Origin of the sequence: Streptomyces wuyuanensis, from assembly GCF_900103455.1 — a bacterium.
Taxonomy (GTDB): domain Bacteria; phylum Actinomycetota; class Actinomycetes; order Streptomycetales; family Streptomycetaceae; genus Streptomyces; species Streptomyces wuyuanensis.
Map to the genome: position 1 here is coordinate 185,629 of NZ_FNHI01000016.1, position 16,245 is coordinate 201,873.

The 16,245-nt window shown below is 72.0% G+C and carries 9 protein-coding genes; 6 read left to right on the plus strand and 3 right to left on the minus strand.

The annotated features are described in order from the left end of the window. Window positions 1–4: 4 nt before the first annotated feature. Window positions 5–1,231: an acyltransferase family protein gene (locus BLT82_RS23515; RefSeq protein ID WP_093658058.1), complete on the minus strand. Its 1,227-nt coding sequence runs from the start codon at window positions 1,229–1,231 to the stop codon at window positions 5–7. 671 nt (window positions 1,232–1,902) lie between these two features. Here BLT82_RS23515 and BLT82_RS23520 point away from each other — a divergent pair. Together BLT82_RS23520 and helR are read left to right on the plus strand one after the other, a co-directional pair. After that, the gene (locus BLT82_RS23520; protein WP_093658060.1) at window positions 1,903–4,722 is read left to right on the plus strand and encodes a Pls/PosA family non-ribosomal peptide synthetase; all 2,820 of its coding nucleotides are present in this window, start codon (window positions 1,903–1,905) and stop codon (window positions 4,720–4,722) included. Window positions 4,723–5,630: 908 nt separating this feature from the next. Beyond that, on the plus strand, window positions 5,631–7,778 hold the full coding sequence (gene helR, locus BLT82_RS23530; protein ID WP_093658062.1) for an RNA polymerase recycling motor ATPase HelR: 2,148 nt from the start codon (window positions 5,631–5,633) through the stop codon (window positions 7,776–7,778). 215 nt (window positions 7,779–7,993) lie between these two features. Here helR and BLT82_RS23535 read toward each other — a convergent pair whose 3' ends face one another. Next, window positions 7,994–9,205: a cytochrome P450 gene (locus tag BLT82_RS23535; protein ID WP_093658064.1), complete on the minus strand. Its 1,212-nt coding sequence runs from the start codon at window positions 9,203–9,205 to the stop codon at window positions 7,994–7,996. A 436-nt stretch (window positions 9,206–9,641) separates the two neighbouring features. On the opposite strand from BLT82_RS23535, the gene BLT82_RS23540 reads away from it, so the two are divergent. The 3 genes from BLT82_RS23540 to BLT82_RS23550 all read left to right on the plus strand — a co-directional run bounded on the left by BLT82_RS23540 (window position 9,642) and on the right by BLT82_RS23550 (window position 13,116). Beyond that, window positions 9,642–10,289 carry a GAP family protein gene (locus BLT82_RS23540; RefSeq protein WP_244292100.1) on the plus strand — a complete coding sequence of 216 codons (648 nt, stop codon included), beginning with the start codon at window positions 9,642–9,644 and terminating at the stop codon, window positions 10,287–10,289. A gap of 716 nt (window positions 10,290–11,005) precedes the next feature. Continuing rightward, window positions 11,006–11,536: a MarR family winged helix-turn-helix transcriptional regulator gene (locus BLT82_RS23545; RefSeq protein WP_093658068.1), complete on the plus strand. Its 531-nt coding sequence runs from the start codon at window positions 11,006–11,008 to the stop codon at window positions 11,534–11,536. A gap of 212 nt (window positions 11,537–11,748) precedes the next feature. Then, window positions 11,749–13,116, plus strand: coding sequence for an MFS transporter (locus tag BLT82_RS23550; protein ID WP_093658070.1), 1,368 nt, complete (start codon window positions 11,749–11,751; stop codon window positions 13,114–13,116). Window positions 13,117–13,213: 97 nt separating this feature from the next. Here BLT82_RS23550 and BLT82_RS23555 read toward each other — a convergent pair whose 3' ends face one another. Then, window positions 13,214–15,358 (minus strand): SpoIIE family protein phosphatase, encoded by a 2,145-nt coding sequence (locus tag BLT82_RS23555; protein ID WP_093658072.1) that lies wholly within the window; start codon window positions 15,356–15,358, stop codon window positions 13,214–13,216. Between the two features lie 356 nt (window positions 15,359–15,714). On the opposite strand from BLT82_RS23555, the gene BLT82_RS23560 reads away from it, so the two are divergent. Continuing rightward, window positions 15,715–16,245: sigma-70 family RNA polymerase sigma factor (locus tag BLT82_RS23560; RefSeq protein ID WP_143041524.1), on the plus strand; the 531-nt coding region annotated here is incomplete at its 3' end.

The following is a 16,245-nucleotide window of genomic DNA, read 5'->3' on the forward strand; positions in this document are numbered from 1 at the left end:
CCGGTCATTCGATCAGGCGGGCGGGCTTGGTGGCGCTGTACAGCAGGTACTCCAGCGGGCCCCGCCGGAAGAACCGGGTCCACAGAAGGGCGAGCGCCATGGCCGCGACCGCGAACCCGAGGAGGACCGGCAGGGCGGCCCATTCCTCACCGTCGACCGTACCCAGCAGACGGATCGCGAAAATATGGGCGACGTACGCCGTCAGGGAGATCGAGCCGACCGCGGCGAGTGGGGCGAGCAGCCGGACGCGGGGGCCCGCGAACCGCACGACCGCGAAGCAGGCGGCCAGGACGGCCAGCGCGACTCCCGTATTGCCGGCGATCGACCAGGTGGTCTGGCTGTGCGGCGAGGCCACCAGCAGCCAGGCCGGGTGCCCGGAGGCGAACTCCTCGCCGACGGCGTCGGACCACCACGCCGAGGCCGCGGGGCCTCCGTCCGTGGCCACGCTCACCCCCGCCCGGGCGCCCGGGACCAGGTGCAGGGCCAGCCAGGATCCCCCGTAACCGATCACCGCCAGTACCGCGCCGGTGAAGGCCAGCTTGGCGAGCACATCACGGCGCGAGAGGTCGAGCTTGGCCACGGCCATACCGGCCACGATGAAGGAGAACCACGTCAGCGCCGGGTACTCGCCGGTCACGAACAGTTCGAGCACGCCGTCCGAGCCGGTGAGCCGTGCGAGCGGATCGAGGCCGACGACGGCGTCCGCGAGGCTCCCGCCGTCGAGCGCGGCTCTCAGCAGATACAGCACCTGGGGCATGACCAGGGCGGTCGAGGCCGCGATGAGGGCGAGCGTCGCGGCGCTCATCCGGTACAGCGGCAGGGCGAGCACGAAGAGGAGACCGTAGAAGGACAGGATGACGTCGACGTCGGTGTCCAGCAGGACCAGTGCGTACCCCAGGGCCATCAGCACGGCGGCACGGATCAGGACGCGGCCGACCGCCTGGCGGCCGCTGCGTCCCGTGCGCGGCTCGGGGCGGCCCGTCAGGAGCACCAGGGTGAAGCCGGCCAGCAGCGCGAACAGGGCGGACGAACGGCCCCGCGCCACCTCCATGACCCAGCCCAGGGGACCGCCCACCGATGGATCGGGGCCGACGTGCGCGGCGAACATGCCCAGTATCGCCAGGCCGCGGGCGAGATCCAGGCCGATCATCCGGCCCGTCGACGGCGCGCGGAAAGGCGAGTCGTCCGAGGTCGTCGCGGACGGCACGGCCGGAGCGGATACGTGTCCCATTGGTCACCACAATTCGAGAAGCATGCCGGTTCAACCATCCGGCAGACGGCCGGACCGCCCCCGCCGACCGGCGGGGCCCGGAGCCGGCCTTCGGAAATCGGAGAGAACGGGGCGGGCCGGAATGTCACCAGTAGACCCGGCGCAAGCCCTCACGTCATGCCACCGGAATTCGAGACTTGCCAGGTCCGGCGGGCCGAGGAAGGGCGAAACCGCCGACAGGTCCGCGGACCGGCTCGAATGGACGGCGGCACCGGCTCGAAAGACGGCTGTACCGGCGCGAATGTGCGCTGTACCGGTGCGAATGTGGGCGATGGTGCCTTGCAGAGCGGCTCCCAGATCGCGCCTCGCTTGTCAAGCCCCGAACTCCAGTAGCAGGACAGAAAACGCCCGATCGTGCCTACTGGAATAAGAGGCGATTGAAACCGGAAACGTGGTGCCTTCCACCACCGCCTCCTATACGAATCCGATATGCGCGACCTCTGACGCAGACGGGACGAGGGCCGCACGACCGCAGGTGAGCGACTCATGAATTCATGGATATCCGACCGGCCGGCGACTGATGACCTTGAGACGTTCGGGTCGCCGGCATCCGCTCACGGTCGAGGCCGGAGCCGCCGAAATGCTGCGGCGCTCACGGCCGACGGCAGCCGCCGCGTCCGGGAGGGGCTGTCGTGACCTGCAACAGCTTCGAAGGGCCTGCCGCCGGGATCGATTCGGCATCCCGGACGAACGCGTCGGCCGCGGGCGGCGGGGGCACTCCCACCGAGACGCTGCTCGCCGAAGTGCTCGCGGGCGTCCTGCGCACCGAACGGGTACCGGCCGTTGAAATCACGATCAAGGACGTCTACCAGCACCCCACCCTCGAGAGCCTGGCGGCCTCGCTGGATCCCGCACCCTCCCCGGAGCCGGTGCGGAAACCGGCCGGCGCGGAGACCCGGCAAGGCGACGGCACTCCCACCGAGACGCTGCTCGCCGAAGTGCTCGCGGGCGTCCTGCGCACCGAACGGGTACCGGCCGACGGCAACTTCTTCACCGACCTCGGAGCCGACTCCATGGTCATGGCCCAGTTCTGCGCCCGCGTACGCAAGCGCGACGACCTGCCCACCGTGTCCATGAAGGACGTCTACCGCAGCCCGACGATCCGCGGCCTGGTCGCGGAACTCGACCTTCCGCAGGGCGGACCGGCCGGCGCCGCCGTCGCCGACCGGTCCGATGCGTCCGTCGAGCCGGCGACCGGAACGCCGGCGGGAGCGGCAGCCGGCGCCGAAGCGTCGGAGGCGCCCGCCGGCGTGCGCACCTGGCAGTACGTGCTGTGCGGGGCACTGCAGTTGCTGTTCTTCCTGGGCATGTCCTTCGCGGCCGCACTCGTTCTGACAGGCGGATACGAGTGGATCCGGGACGGCTCGGGGCCGGCCGGGATCTACCTGCGGTCGGCGCTGTTCGCGGGCGCGGGCTTCACGGCCCTCTGCCTCTTCTCCGTCGTCGCCAAATGGCTGCTGGTCGGACGCTTCCGGCCCGGCCGGTTCCCCGTGTGGAGCTTCGGCTATCTGCGGTTCTGGTGCGTGAAGTCCCTGATCCGTACCAGTCCTATGCGCCTGTTCGTCGGCACACCGCTGTACGTGCTGTACCTGCGGGCCCTGGGCGCGAAGATCGGCCGCAACGTCGCGATCTTCTCCCGCAACGTGCCGGTGTGCCCCGACCTGCTCACGGTCGAGGAGGGCAGCGTCATCCGCAAGGACGTCTTCTTTGCCTGCTACCGGGCGCACGACGGCGTGATCGAGACCGGTCCCGTGACGCTCGGACGCGACGCGACCGTCAGTGAGCAGACCGTCCTCGACGTCGGCACGTCGATGGGCGACGGCGCCCAGCTGGGCCATGCCTCCTCGCTGCACAGCGGACAGCACGTGCCCGCGGGCGAGTCCTGGCACGGCTCCCCGGCGCAGCCCACCACCACGGACTTCCGCGCCGTCGAGGCCGCGCCGTGCGGCGTCGTGCGCAAGGTCCTCTACACGGTGGCGCAGCTCCTGTTGCTGCTCGGGGTGTACCTGCCCGTGGCGCTGGCCGGTCTCGGCCTGCTCTTCGCCGCGCTGCCGCAGCTGGACGCTCTGCTGAACCCCGAGCCGGCCTTCACGAGCCCCGGCTTCTACCTGGATGCGCTGATCGCCTCGTTCGTGGCCTTCTTCGGCGGTCTGCTCGCGGCCCTGGTCACCGCGAACGCCGTGCCGAGGGTGCTGCGCCGGCTGATCGAGCCGGGCAGGGTCTACCCCCTGTTCGGGGTCCACCACGGCCTCCAGCGGACCCTCACACGGATGACCAACATCAGGTTCTTCGTCCTGCTCTTCGGCGACAGCTCGGCCATCGTCCACTACCTGCGCGGCCTCGGGTACGACCTGGGCCGGGTCGAGCAGACGGGCTCGAACTTCGGCTCGCTCGTCAAGCACGACACCCCGTACCTGAGCCGGGTCGGGAGCGGCACGATGGTCGCCGACGGCCTCTCGGTCGTCAACGCCGACTTCTCCAGCACGTCCTTCCGCTTCTCCCGGGCCTCGATCGGGGCGAGCAGCTTCCTCGGCAACAACATCGTCTACCCCGCGCGCAGCCGTGTCGGGGACAACTGCCTGCTCGCGACCAAGGTCATGGTGCCCATCGACGGGCCGGTCCGCGAGGACGTGGGCCTGCTGGGCTCCCCGAGCTTCGAGATCCCGCGAACGGTCATGCGCGACAAGCGGTTCGACCACCTCGCCACCGGCGACGAGCTGCGCCGCCGTCTGGGCGCGAAGAACAAGCACAACGCGCTCACCGCGACCCTGTACCTGCTGATGCGCTGGATCCACTTCTACGTCGTCGCCCTCATCGCGATGACCGCGGTGGACCTCTACCACACCCACGGTCTGACGCCGATCGCGCTGGCGAGCCTGGTCACCCTGCTGTTCACCGTCGTGTACTACGCGCTGGTCGAACGGATCATCACCCGCGTCCGGCCGCTGAGGCCGTTGTACTGCTCCATCTACGACCTGTCCTTCTGGCGCCACGAACGCTTCTGGAAGCTGACGACCCACCGCTACATGCAGCTGTTCAACGGCACTCCGTTCAAGAGCCTCGTCTGGCGGCTGCTGGGAGTCCGCATCGGCAGGCGGGTGTTCGACGACGGCTGCTCGCTGATCGAGCGGTCCCTCGTCACCATCGGCGACGGCTGCACCCTCAACGCCGGCACCGTCATCCAGTGCCACTCCCAGGAGGACGGCGCCTTCAAGTCCGACCAGGCCACCCTCGGCGCTGGCGTGACCCTCGGCGTCGGCGCCTTCGTGCACTACGGCACCACAGTCGGCGACAACGCCCAACTCGCTGCCGACTCCTTCCTGATGAAGGGCGAGGAAGTGCCCGCCCGGGAAGGCTGGGGCGGCAACCCGGCCCGGGAGGGCGTGGCCGTCCGGCGCGTTCCCGTCTGCCGTGAACCGGCGGACGGCCGACGCCCCGCGGCACTCCGGTGACGGGCGGGCGCGGGCCGCTCGGCCCGCGCCCGGGATCACGGTGGGGTGCCGTACCGTCCGAAACCGCCGGAGGCTGCCCCACTTGCCGCGGTGCTCACGCCCGGCGGGGCGGCGGGGGCGCGAGCAGCTGGGTGGCGGCCACGAGGGCGGTGAGCCCGGTACGGGCGTCAGCGGCGTGGACGACGTCCTCGAACCAGGGGCGGTCCATGGTCGCGAGGGGCCGGTCGTCGCCGGCGACGGTGACGTCGACGAGTTCCTTGAGCAGCGCCGGCTTGTTCCGAGTTCACGACACCCGTCGGTGTACGGATACCGGGCGCCGTGTGGCTGGTCACGTCCACCCGGCCCAGGAACTGACCGCCGCTTCGCCCTCAGTGAGCACCCCCGGCACGTGTACGGATCGGACCGAGTCCGGGGAGGCCGTGGGGTGCCCGCCGCGGAGGCCGGGGTTGCTTCCCGCGGTGGAACGCAGGTGTGACGGGTCGGACGTCCAGAGCGGAGAGGGCGGCCGTACACCGGCGGGGTTACGGGGAACCGGCTCCGAGGCGCCGCCGCCTTGACGCGGCACGGATGCGGGGAGGGGGCGCGGGACCGGAGCCCTGGCGGCGATCCCGGCGAGCGAGGGTCCCGGCGGGGCGAAGGAGATCACCTACTCCTCGCCACTCTCAACGTATAGCGCACAGGGGGGCTTGCGGCAAGGCCCCGGTCATGCCGCAGAATCGCTGGCCTGCGCCGGAACCTGCTGAAATGGGAGATTCACGAAGTGCGTTCGCTGTTGTCGGTTGATGGATGTTGCGGTGACGTCGAGCCGGGGGTGGGACTCGCCCCGCGGTCGCGGGCGTTCGGCAGGCGGGTGCGCGGGTGCGCAACGGCGGGCGTCACCGGCGCGACCGCGGATCGGGGCTGATGCGATGAACCCCCTGGCCACCAGTGCGTTCGACCTTCCCGAGCGGCTGTCCTCCAAGGCGGACCCGACGCTGATCTCGGACGACGAGCGGCACTTCGCCGTCATCGCGGAGAGCCTCGAGCAGGCGGTCGCCGAACTGTCCGACCGGCTCGACGCCGAGCGCAGGGCGCCCGGAGGCGTCGGGCGGGCGGCGATGGACCGGGACGTGGAGATCCACCGGCTGACCGGCCGGCTGCGCGCCCTGCGCCGCTTCGGACTCGACCTGTGCCTCGGACGCATCGTCGTGGACGGCGATCCCGAACCCGTGTACATCGGACGGCTGGGACTCAGCGACAGCACCGGGCGCCGGCTGCTGCTCGACTGGCGCTCCCCCGCGGCCGAGCCGTTCTTCGCGGCGACCCACGCCAACCCGATGGGTCTGGCGAGCCGCCGCAGGTACCGCTGGACCCGCGGCCGGATCAGCGACTACTGGGACGAGGTGTTCACCTCCGACGGTCTGGAGCAGCACGCCGCGCTCGACGACCAGTCCGCGTTCATCGCCAGTCTGGGCGGCAGCAGGTCGGACCGGATGCGGGACGTACTCGCGACCATCCAGGCCGACCAGGACGCCGTCATCCGGGCGGGATCGCGCGGCGCCCTCGTCGTCGACGGCGGTCCGGGTACGGGGAAGACAGTCGTCGCCCTGCACCGCTCCGCCTACCTCCTCTACTCGGATCCCCGTCTCGGCCACCGTCGGGGCGGCGTGCTGTTCGTGGGCCCCCACCAGCCCTATCTGGCCTACGTCTCCGACATCCTGCCCAGCCTCGGGGAGGAGGGGGTGCGGACCTGCACGCTGCGGGACCTCGTCGCCGAGGGGGCCGGAGCGGAGGCCGAGACCGATCCGGCCGTGGCCCTGCTGAAGTCGTCAGCGGACATGGTGCGGGCGATCGAGACGGCGGTGCGGTTCTACGAGACGCCGCCCGCGGAGGGCATGACGGTCTCGACCCCGTGGTCCGACGTCCGGCTGAGCGCGGACGACTGGGCCGAGGCGTTCGAGGCGGCGGAACCGGGGACGCCGCACAACGAGGCGCGCGAGCACATCCGGGAAGCCCTGTTCGCGATCCTCGAGGAGAAGCACGCCGGCGACGTCCCGTCCGACCGGCTCCGCAGGGCGCTGTTGCAGGACGAGGAGCTGATCGGGACCCTCAACCGGGCGTGGCCGCTGCTCGAGGCCGCCGACCTGGTCGGTGACCTCTGGTCGGTGCCCGCCTATCTGCGGATGTGCGCTCCCTGGCTGGGCCCCGAGGACGTACGGAGGCTTCAGCGCGCGGACGCCCGGGCCTGGACGGTGTCCGACCTGCCGCTCCTGGACGCGGCCCGGCAGCGGCTCGGCGATCCGGAGGCGGCGGTGCGCAAGCGCCGTCACGACGCTTCCGTCGCCGCCGAGCGCACACGCATGGCCGACGTCATCGCCAATGTGCTCGCGGCCGATGACGACGGCGAAGGAGCGGTGACGATGCTGCTCGGAAGGGATCTGCAGGACAGTCTGGTCGACGAGGCCGCGCTGCCCGTCGCCGAACCGGATCTGCTCTCCGGCCCGTTCGCGCACGTCGTCGTGGACGAGGCCCAGGAACTGACCGACGCGGAATGGCAGATGCTGCTGCTGCGCTGCCCGTCCCGGAGCTTCACCGTCGTCGGGGACCGCGCCCAGGCCAGGCACGGGTTCACCGAGTCGTGGCGCGAGCGGCTGCGGCGGATCGGGCTCGACCGGATCGACGTGGCCTCCCTGAGCATCAACTACCGGACGCCGGAGGAGGTCATGGCGGAGGCCGAGCCGGCCATCCGGGCGGCGCTCCCCGACGCCAACGTGCCGACGTCCGTCCGCAGCGGTGGCGTCCCCGTGCTCCACGGACCCGTCGCGGAACTGGACTCGGTCCTCGACGGCTGGCTCGCCGCGAACGACGACGGGATCGCCTGCGTCATCGGCGATCCCGCGTTCCGGGCGGCGCCCCGCGTCCGGTCGCTGACGCCCGAGTTGTCGAAAGGGCTCGAGTTCGACCTGGTCGTCCTCGTCGACCCGGAGTCGTTCGGCGAGGGGGTCCGAGGAGCGGTCGACCGCTATGTCGCGATGACGCGGGCGACCCGGCAACTCGTCGTCCTCACGAGTTCCTGACGCCCGTTCGCCTCGACGCGGGCGCCGCCTCCGGCCGGGCTGCCGTCATCGCGCGGCAGCCGGGCCCGCAGCGCTGTCCCTGTTCCGCAGCGGCCGACCTCCACGGGACGGGGACACACCGGGTCCGGGTGGCCGTGTTCCGCACCGCCCGGTGTCACGTCGTGCCGGCCCCGCCCGGCGACCGACCCCGCCCTGTCGACGGCCCGCCGTGGATGTCAGACCAGCACCCGGTCGAATCCGATGGGAAGGTGCCGCGGCCCGCGCAGCACGGCACTGCTGCGGTACGGCGGCGGGTCCGCGAGCAGCCGGGCGTTGTCGAGTCGGCGGACCAGCTCGGTGAGGGCGATCTGGGCCTCCAGGCGGGCCAGCGGTGCACCGAAGCAGCTGTGGACCCCGCTGCCGAAGCCGAGGTGCTCGATGTCGGGCCGGTCGGGATCGAACCGGTCCGGGTCCGTGAATCGCTTCGGGTCCCGGTTGCCCGACGCCAGGAACAGGGCGACCACCGATCCCTCCGGGATCGTGACCCCGCCGATCTCGATGTCCGTGAGCGCGCCCCGCCGCGGAATGATCTGCACCGGCGGTTCGAACCGGAGCAGTTCCTCGACCAACCGCGGTGCCAGCTCGGGCTCCCGGCGCAGCCGCTCCCACTCGTCCGGCCGGCGCAGCAGTGTGAGCATGCCGTTGGTGATGAGGTTGACCGTCGTCTCATGGCCGGCGATGAGCAGCAGGACCGCGGTGACGACGAGTTCCAGACGGCTGAGCGGTCCGCCCTCGGCATCGTGGTCCGCCGCGAGGCGGAAGAGCATGCCGCCGTCGGACCGGCCGGCGCCGTTCTCGATGAGGTCGTTGATGTAGAGGGCGAGGTCCCGTCGGGTCTCGGCGCCTTCCGCCAGCCTGATGGAGGAGTCCTCGCCGGGCCGGGGGTCGATGGAGGCCACCAGTTTGTCGGCCCAGGTCCTGAACCGCGGCTCGTCCTCGTGCGGCACCCCGAGGAGCCTGCAGATGACCGTGACGGGGAACGGATAGGCGAACGCGTCGACCAGATCGACCTCTCCCCCCTCGGGGAAGGCGTCGATGAGCTCCCTGACCGTGGTCTCGAGTTCCCCGCGCATGTCCTGGATCCGGTGGGGCGAGTGCGGCGGCCCGAACTGCCGCATCGCCAGACCGCGGACCCGGTCGTGCTCGGGCGGGTCCATGCCGATGAAGCTGGGCGGGAACTGCCCGCCGCCCGCCGCTTCCTGGTCGGCGTGCGTGGAGGTCAGCCGGGGGTCGTGCAGCAGGGCCAGGAGCTCGTGGTAGGTGCTGACGGCGTAGGTGCCGTCCTCCTGCCGGGACACCGGCGTCTTGCGCAGCTCGGCGTACAGGGGATAGGGGTCGGCCCGGCTCCCGTAGTCGAGAATCCGCCGCATCAGGGTTTCGCCGCCCATGCCGTCTCTCCGTTCCACTCCACAGCCGCACCCGCCCGACATCGGGCCGTCCGGCATTCTGACCGCGATCACGAGCCGTCCGGCCCTCCCCCGGCCCAACCCGCGCAGGACGTCCCCTGACCGGCGCACACGGCGTACGGACCGCGAGAGACGCGGGCGGGTGGTCGCCGGCGCCGTACCCGCCCGTCGCCGCCGCCGGGGACGTACGGCCGAGCACGGCGGGAGGCCGGGGCGCGCCGGTGACGTCCCCGCCGGTCGTTGCCGCCGGATCCACCGGACCGTGTGCCATCCTCGGAGGAGCCGCCGCTCCCGCGCCCGGACTCCCGGCCCCACCGGACTCCGAACCCCATCCGGGCCCTCGGACACGGGCGGCCGCACCCGCGCGGACGGCTGTTCGTGCACTCGCTCGGGGCGAAGGCGGCAGAAGGCGGTGCCTGTGGCGTTCGGTGAAGTGGTGTTCTTCGCGGTGGTGATCGCCCTGTCGCCGTTCACCCTCATCCCCGCCCTGTTCATGCAGTTCACTCCGCGCCCCCGGGCGACCAGCAGTGCCTTCCTGGCCGGATGGGTGATCGGGATCGTCGTACCGGCGGGCACGTGCGCCGCACTGGCCTCCGTCGTCCACCGTCCCGCGGAGGGGCACGCCTGGGTCGCCTGGGCCAGAGTGGTTCTGGGGTCGCTCCTGATCCTCTTCGGTCTGCGCCAGTGGCTGACCAGGCACGGCCGGTCGGCGCCGGGGTGGATGCGACTCCTCGCCGATGCGGGCCCGTCCCGGGCGTTTCGGCTCGGGCTGGTGCTGTCGTTGGCCAACCCGAAGATCCTGCTGCTCTCCGCTGCCGCGGGCCTCGCGGTCGGGGCGGCCGAGCCCACCACCGCGAGCGGTGTGACGGCCCTCGCCGTCTTCACCGTGTGCGCCGCCGGCACCGTGGCCCTGCCCGTGGTCCTGCATGTGCTGATGGGCGATCGGGTGCTCGTCCCACTCATGAAGGTCAGACGGTGGCTGGAGAGCCGGGCCGCCGGAGTGATGGCGGTGGTGATCGCCGCCATCGGTGTGCTCGTCCTCTTCGAAGGTGTCGTCAGGCTCTGAGCGCGCTTCGGGATCCGGGGCCGGGGACGGCCGGTGGGCGCATCGGCGGCGCGCCGCTCCGGCGGGTGGGCGGTGGGGGGCCGTCAGCGCCGTGTGAGGGCGGACGGTGCCCCTGCGGACTGGGCCCCTTCCTCACCCAGGCTCAGTGTGTCGGGGTCGCTCGTCGTCACGACGTAGATGGTCCCCCCGGGGCAGGGGACCGCGGCCGTCCGGCCCGGCTGTAGTCGCCCACCGCGGTCGTCCAGGGTGAGCGCACCGGTCGCTGTTGCGGATCTCGCGGGTGAACCGCTTCTCGAACCCGGGCTCCCGCCCGAACTCGGCACGCACCGTCTTCAGCGCGAGCGGCCGCCCCGACACCGTCCGGGACGGATACACGAGCCCCATGCCGCCCTCACCGAGTCTCGCCGGCAGCGGATACCCGCCGACGCAATCGGGTCCGACTCGTGCAGCAGTTCCACGCCCCGCCCCTCACACCCGCACCGTGCCGAACCAGGGTCGGCCCCGGAGCGAACCGAACACCACCGCGTCCGAGGCATCGGCACCGGGCCAAGCATCGCCTGCCGCACCCGGAACAGGCCGTTCGGCCCCGCTCGCCGGCGGGTTCGCAAGCCGCTCGCGGCCCGACGGCAGGCGGCGGGCCCGGCCGCCCGGGACGGCCTCCAACCCTTCAGGGGTAGGATTCTCAGGGCTGTGATGCACGTCTGTGAGGGGACGAGATGGCGGAGCGCAGGGCGGTCGCCGGCCAGGACGCCGTGGCAGCGGTCATCGAGGACTGGGCGCGGGAGCGGCCCGAACTGGACACCGCACCGCTGGAGGTCCTCGCCCGGCTGCACCGCTCGTTCCTGCGCTACAACACCCGCCTCACGTCGTCCATCGAGCAGCACGGGCTGTCCGTGGCGGGCTTCGACGTCCTGACCGCGCTGCGCCGGTCGGGCAGGCCGTACCGGCTGACGGCGGGGCAGCTCGCCGAATCGGGCCTCGTCTCGTCGGCGGGTGTCACGCTGCGCATCGACCGGCTCGAGAAGGACGGGCTGATCGTGCGAGAGCGCGACCCTGACGACCGGCGGATCGTGTACTCGCGGCTGACCGACGCCGGGCTCGCCAAGGTGGACGAGGTGTTCGTCGAGCATCTGGACGACGACCGCCGGATGCTCGGAGGGCTGTCCCCCTCCGAATGCCGCCGGTTGGCGGGACTGCTGCGCAAACTGGAGCACTCGATCCTCGCCTCGGACGAGGACGCCTCTTAGCCGGCCCCGTGCGGACCCCGGTCCGCCGCGGCGACGCGGACCGCGACGAGACGGGACCTGGACCGTCGATCGGCTTCGCCGGGAACTGCCTCATCCACCGGCGTCGACCGGCCACCGCCCAGTAGTGTCCCTTGCCGGCATCGATGCCGGCCCGGATCCGCGGGTGAGCCGTACTCCTCCCGGACCGGCCGACACTCTCAGGGAAGGCACTCATGACGACTGTGGCCGGCCGGCCCGCCGTGGGGTCCATAGCGGCGCGCCTCGAACGTCTCCCGCACTCCCGGTGGCATGTCAAGGTCCGTTTCCTGATCGGCGCCGTCACCTTCTTCGAGGCGTTCGACCAGTTGCTGGCCGCCTCCGCGCTCCCCGTCCTCATGAAGGAATGGCATCTGACGACCGGGCAGGCCACCTTGGCCGTGACCGCCGGTTCCGTCGGCATGCTCCTCGGCGCCTTGGCCGCCGGGTGGATGGGGGACGTCATCGGCCGGGTGCGGACGGTGGCCATCGGCGTCGCCGTCACCGCGCTCGCCGGCCTCGCCGTCGCCCTGTCCACCGGCATCGAGCTCTTCGCGCTCTTCCGCTTCGCCCAGGGACTGGGCATCGGCGGCGTCGTCCCGGTGGCCGCCACCTACATCAACGAGATCGCGCGGTCGGACAAACGGGGCCGGTTCGTCCTGCTCTACGAGATGATCTTCCCCGCCGGACTCGCGGTCGCCACCCTGGTCTCCGTCTGGGTCGTGCCCAACCTCGGCTGGCGCGCGATGTTCCTCATCGGCGCGCTGCCCGTGCTCATCGCGGCCGTGCTGCCCCGCCACGTCGCCGAGTCACCGCGCTGGCTGGTGGCGCGCGGACGGACGGAGGAGGCCGAACGGGTCATCGCGGAAATCGAGGCGGAGGTCGCCCGCTCCACCGGGGCGCCGCTGCCCGAACCCGCAGCGGCGGTGACGCAGGAGGACAGCGCCCGGGGACGGCTGAGAGAGCTGTTCACCGGGCGGTACCTGAGACGCACGACGGTCCTCTCCGGCCTGTGGTTCGTCGCCTACTACGTCAACCACGGCATCTCCGTCTGGCTGCCGTCGCTCTACACCAGGAACTTCGGCCTCGACCTGTCCTCCGCCCTCGTCTACACCCTGCTCAGCAATGTGACCGGGCTTCTCGGCACCCTGATCGTCGCCCTGCTGATCGACCGGGTCGGCCGCCGCCCGGCGCTGGTGACCGCGCTCGGCGGCAGCGCGCTCGCCCTGCTCACGCTGGCCCTGACCGGCGCCCTCTCCGGCGGCCAGGTGGCTCTCTTCGCCTCCTGCACGACGTTCTTCGTGTACGCGATCAACTGCGGGCTCTATCTCTACTCGCCCGAGCTCTACCCGACCCGGAACCGGGCCAAGGGAGCCGCCTTCGGCGGGCTGTGGAACCGGCTGGGCGTCATCCTCGGTCCCGTCGTCGTCGGTGCGATCCTCGGCTCCGGCGGCAGTCTGAGGCTGGTCTTCGCCCAGTTCGCGGTCGTGGCTGCGGTGGGCACGGTGATCGCCTGCTTCGCGGTGGAGACGAAGGGCAGGACGCTCGAGGAGCTCAACTCCTGACGGAGGCAACCCCGTCGGGCCGGCGCCGGGGTCCGGCTCGCCGCCTCCGGCGGCGGCCGCGCGCACCGGCCGCGACCGGTCGTCCCGTTCCCCGTGATCACCTCCGCGGCTGCCGCCCGCCTGCCTCGTGACGGATGACCAGGAGGGCGATGTCGTCGTTGCGCGTCGCGACCCCCGTGGCATGGCGTACGAGGGTGTCGGCGAGCTCGTCCGCGGTGCGGTCCCGGGCCCGTGCAAGGCAGTCGCAGACGGCCGCGGTCGCCTCGTCGATGTCGGTACCGGCGGTTTCGACGAGGCCGTCGGTGTGGAGCACGACCACGGTGCCGGGCGGGAACGGGATCTCGACCGTGCTGTAGACGGCGTCCGGGTCGATCCCGAGGAGAAGGCCCGGAGGCAGCTCGACGGCTTCGGTGCGGCCGTCCGGGTGCAGGACCAGGGGCGGCGGATGGCCGGCGGTGGCGATGCGGGCCCGGTGCCCGGCCAGGTCGAGCTGGGCGTACAGGCAGCTGGTGAACAGGCCCGGTTCCAGATCGCACAGGAGGCGGTTGGTGCGGGCGAGGACGTCCGAAGGGGGCGTCCCGGCGGTCGCGTGGGCGTGGACGGCCGTGCGGACCTGTCCCATCAGGGCGGCGGCCTGGATGTTGTGGCCCTGGACGTCGCCGATCGTCGCGGCCGTGGTGGTCGCGTCGCAGCGGATCAGGTCGTAGAAGTCGCCGCCGATCTCCACGCCCTGCCCGGCGGGGAGATACCGGGCCGCCACGTCCAGGCCGGGCACGGCCGGCAGGGAGTGCGGCAGCAGCGCGGTCTGCAGGGTGTGGGCGAGCTGCTGCGTGGTGTCGTACAGCCGGGCCCGGTCCAGGGCCTGGGCGATCAGCCCGGCCAGCGAGGTCAGGGTGGCCCGTTCGGCGGGCGGGAAGGGACGGGACCGGTCGTACGACAGCACGAGCGAGCCCACCGGCCGGCCGGAGGCGATCAGCGGGAGGAAGGCCCAGGCGTCCCTCTGCTCGTAGCGGACGGCACCGGGGTAGGCGCTCCTGAGCTCGTCGAAGGAGCCGAAGAAGCTCGGGACGCCGGCCGTCAGCGCGTGCACGGTCGGCGTCTGGGCGGTCAGCGGCGAGCCGTCCACACTGTCCATGAACTCCTTGCTGTAGCCGCGGTAGCCGATGATCCGCAGGCGGCACTCCTCCATCGTCATGATGGCCAGGCCACGGGGACCGAAGGCGGGGACGAGCTGGTCGGCGACGGCCTCGACCACGTCGCTGACCCCGGCGGTCTCCGTCAGGGCCGCCGCCAGGTGCATGAGGTGGTACAGCGCGCCGGCCCCGCCGGGTCCGACGGAGGGCAGCCGCTCCGGCTGCACGGGGTCCTCGCCGGGAACGCCGGTCAGCGGGGTGATCTGGACGCTGATGCCCCTGTCGTCGGGGTAGAGGTGGAACGACAGCCACCGGTCCGGAGGGCGCAGCGCCGTGAAGGACGTGGCCTGACGGGTGATGACGGCCGCGCGGTACTGGTCCTCGAAGACGGGGTCGTTCATCCAGAGCAGCGCCTCCCAGGGCCGGGCGCCGCGCAGGGACGCGCCTCCCGCGCCGACCAGCTCGGCCGCCGTGGTGTTGATGAACGTGATCCGGCCGTCCATGTCCAGGGCGCAGCAGCCCACGGGGATGCGCTGGGCGAAGTCGAGCGCGGCCCGCGCCTCCTCCGGATCGGGCTCGGGCGAACGCGGCGGCATGAGAACCCGCGGCTCGTCGCCGGTGAACAGCGGGGCGCCGCGTCGCGCGGCCTCGTGCAGCAGCGCGCCCGCGCGTCGGCAGCCGGCGTCGACCGCCTCGCGCTCCGGCGCGCTCAGCGAGGGCGGGTGCCAGGTCGGCCACAGCAGCACGACGCCGCCCCACACCCGTCCCTCGTGGGCGAACGGTGCCGCGGCCAGCATGAAGTCGTACGGCAGTACGATGCCGAGCCGCGGGTAGCGCCGCGCGACCTCCTCCTGGCTGGCCAGCCAGACCAGACGCCGCTCCCGTACCGCGTCCGCCACCGGAATCGGGTCGTCCAGCGCGATCCGCGCCCATGGAGCGGCGATCTTGGGCACCACCCCCGACACCACGGCGATCCGCAGGACGCGCTCCGCCGGCGGCAGCACGTAGGCGAGGCCCACCGCGGCACCGGTGCCCCGCACGACCTCGGCCAGCACCGCGTCGAGATCCTCCCCCGGAGCGGGGGCGGTGGTGGTACCGGGCCGGCGCATGCCCTCACCTCGCCTTCCTCCGACGCGCTGCGCGCCTGCCGATGGACGGCCGCCGCCACCGGCAGACGGCCGCCACAGTTCACCGAAGATCACCCATAAACGGACGATACGCCTGGCACGCCGCCGCCGTGGGGTCGACCGCGGTCGACCGCGCACCCTCCGCCGTCCACCCGCCGTCCACCCCGCCGCCCGCGCCATCGCCGGACCGTGAGCAGCCGGGACCGCGAGCCCGTCGGCCTCCGGAGGCCGATGCGCATCCACGCAAACCTTTGCCGCAGAACAACAATGCATGAGAGGCAACCGACAGGGAAGGCGCTGGGAGCCAGCCCAGTGCCTTCGGGGAGGAGTGCTTGCCCATGACGACGCCCGCCACCCACCTGGATTCCGCTTCTCCTGCCGGAGCGCCGGACCCCGGTCGGAGGGGCAGCGGCTTCGCCGGCCTCCCCCGGATCGGCCGTGCCACCGAGATCTCCCCCGAGGACGCCCGGGAGCTGACCCGGCTGTTCCTCCAACGGCTGGGCGAACTCGACGAGGGCACGCGGGAGCACCAGTACGTCCGCAACACCCTCATCGAGATGAACCTCTCCCTGGTCAGGTTCGTGGCCAACCGGTTCCGCAACCGCGGCAACGGGGAGATGGAGGACATCGTCCAGGTCGGGACCGTCGGGCTGATCAAGGCCATCGACCGGTTCGACCTCAGCCGCGAGGTCGCCTTCACCTCCTTCGCCATCCCGTACGTCCAGGGCGAGATCATGAGGCACTTCCGCGACACCTCCTGGGCCGTGCACGTGCCGCGCCGCCTCCAGGAGCTGCGCGTCGAACTCGCCAGGGCACGGGAGCACCTCGTCTCGGTACTCGACCGCGACCCCAGCGTCGAGGACCTCGCC

Excerpts from the sequence above, each read along its gene's own strand:
- BLT82_RS23550 (WP_093658070.1), top strand. The coding sequence starts at position 11,749 with ATGACGACTGTGGCCGGCCGGCCCGCCGTGGGGTCCATAGCGGCGCGC.
- BLT82_RS23545 (WP_093658068.1), top strand. The coding sequence starts at position 11,006 with ATGGCGGAGCGCAGGGCGGTCGCCGGCCAGGACGCCGTGGCAGCGGTC.
- BLT82_RS23555 (WP_093658072.1), bottom strand. The coding sequence starts at position 15,358 with ATGCGCCGGCCCGGTACCACCACCGCCCCCGCTCCGGGGGAGGATCTC.
- helR (WP_093658062.1), top strand. The coding sequence starts at position 5,631 with ATGAACCCCCTGGCCACCAGTGCGTTCGACCTTCCCGAGCGGCTGTCC.
- BLT82_RS23535 (WP_093658064.1), bottom strand. The coding sequence starts at position 9,205 with ATGGGCGGCGAAACCCTGATGCGGCGGATTCTCGACTACGGGAGCCGG.
- BLT82_RS23515 (WP_093658058.1), bottom strand. The coding sequence starts at position 1,231 with ATGGGACACGTATCCGCTCCGGCCGTGCCGTCCGCGACGACCTCGGAC.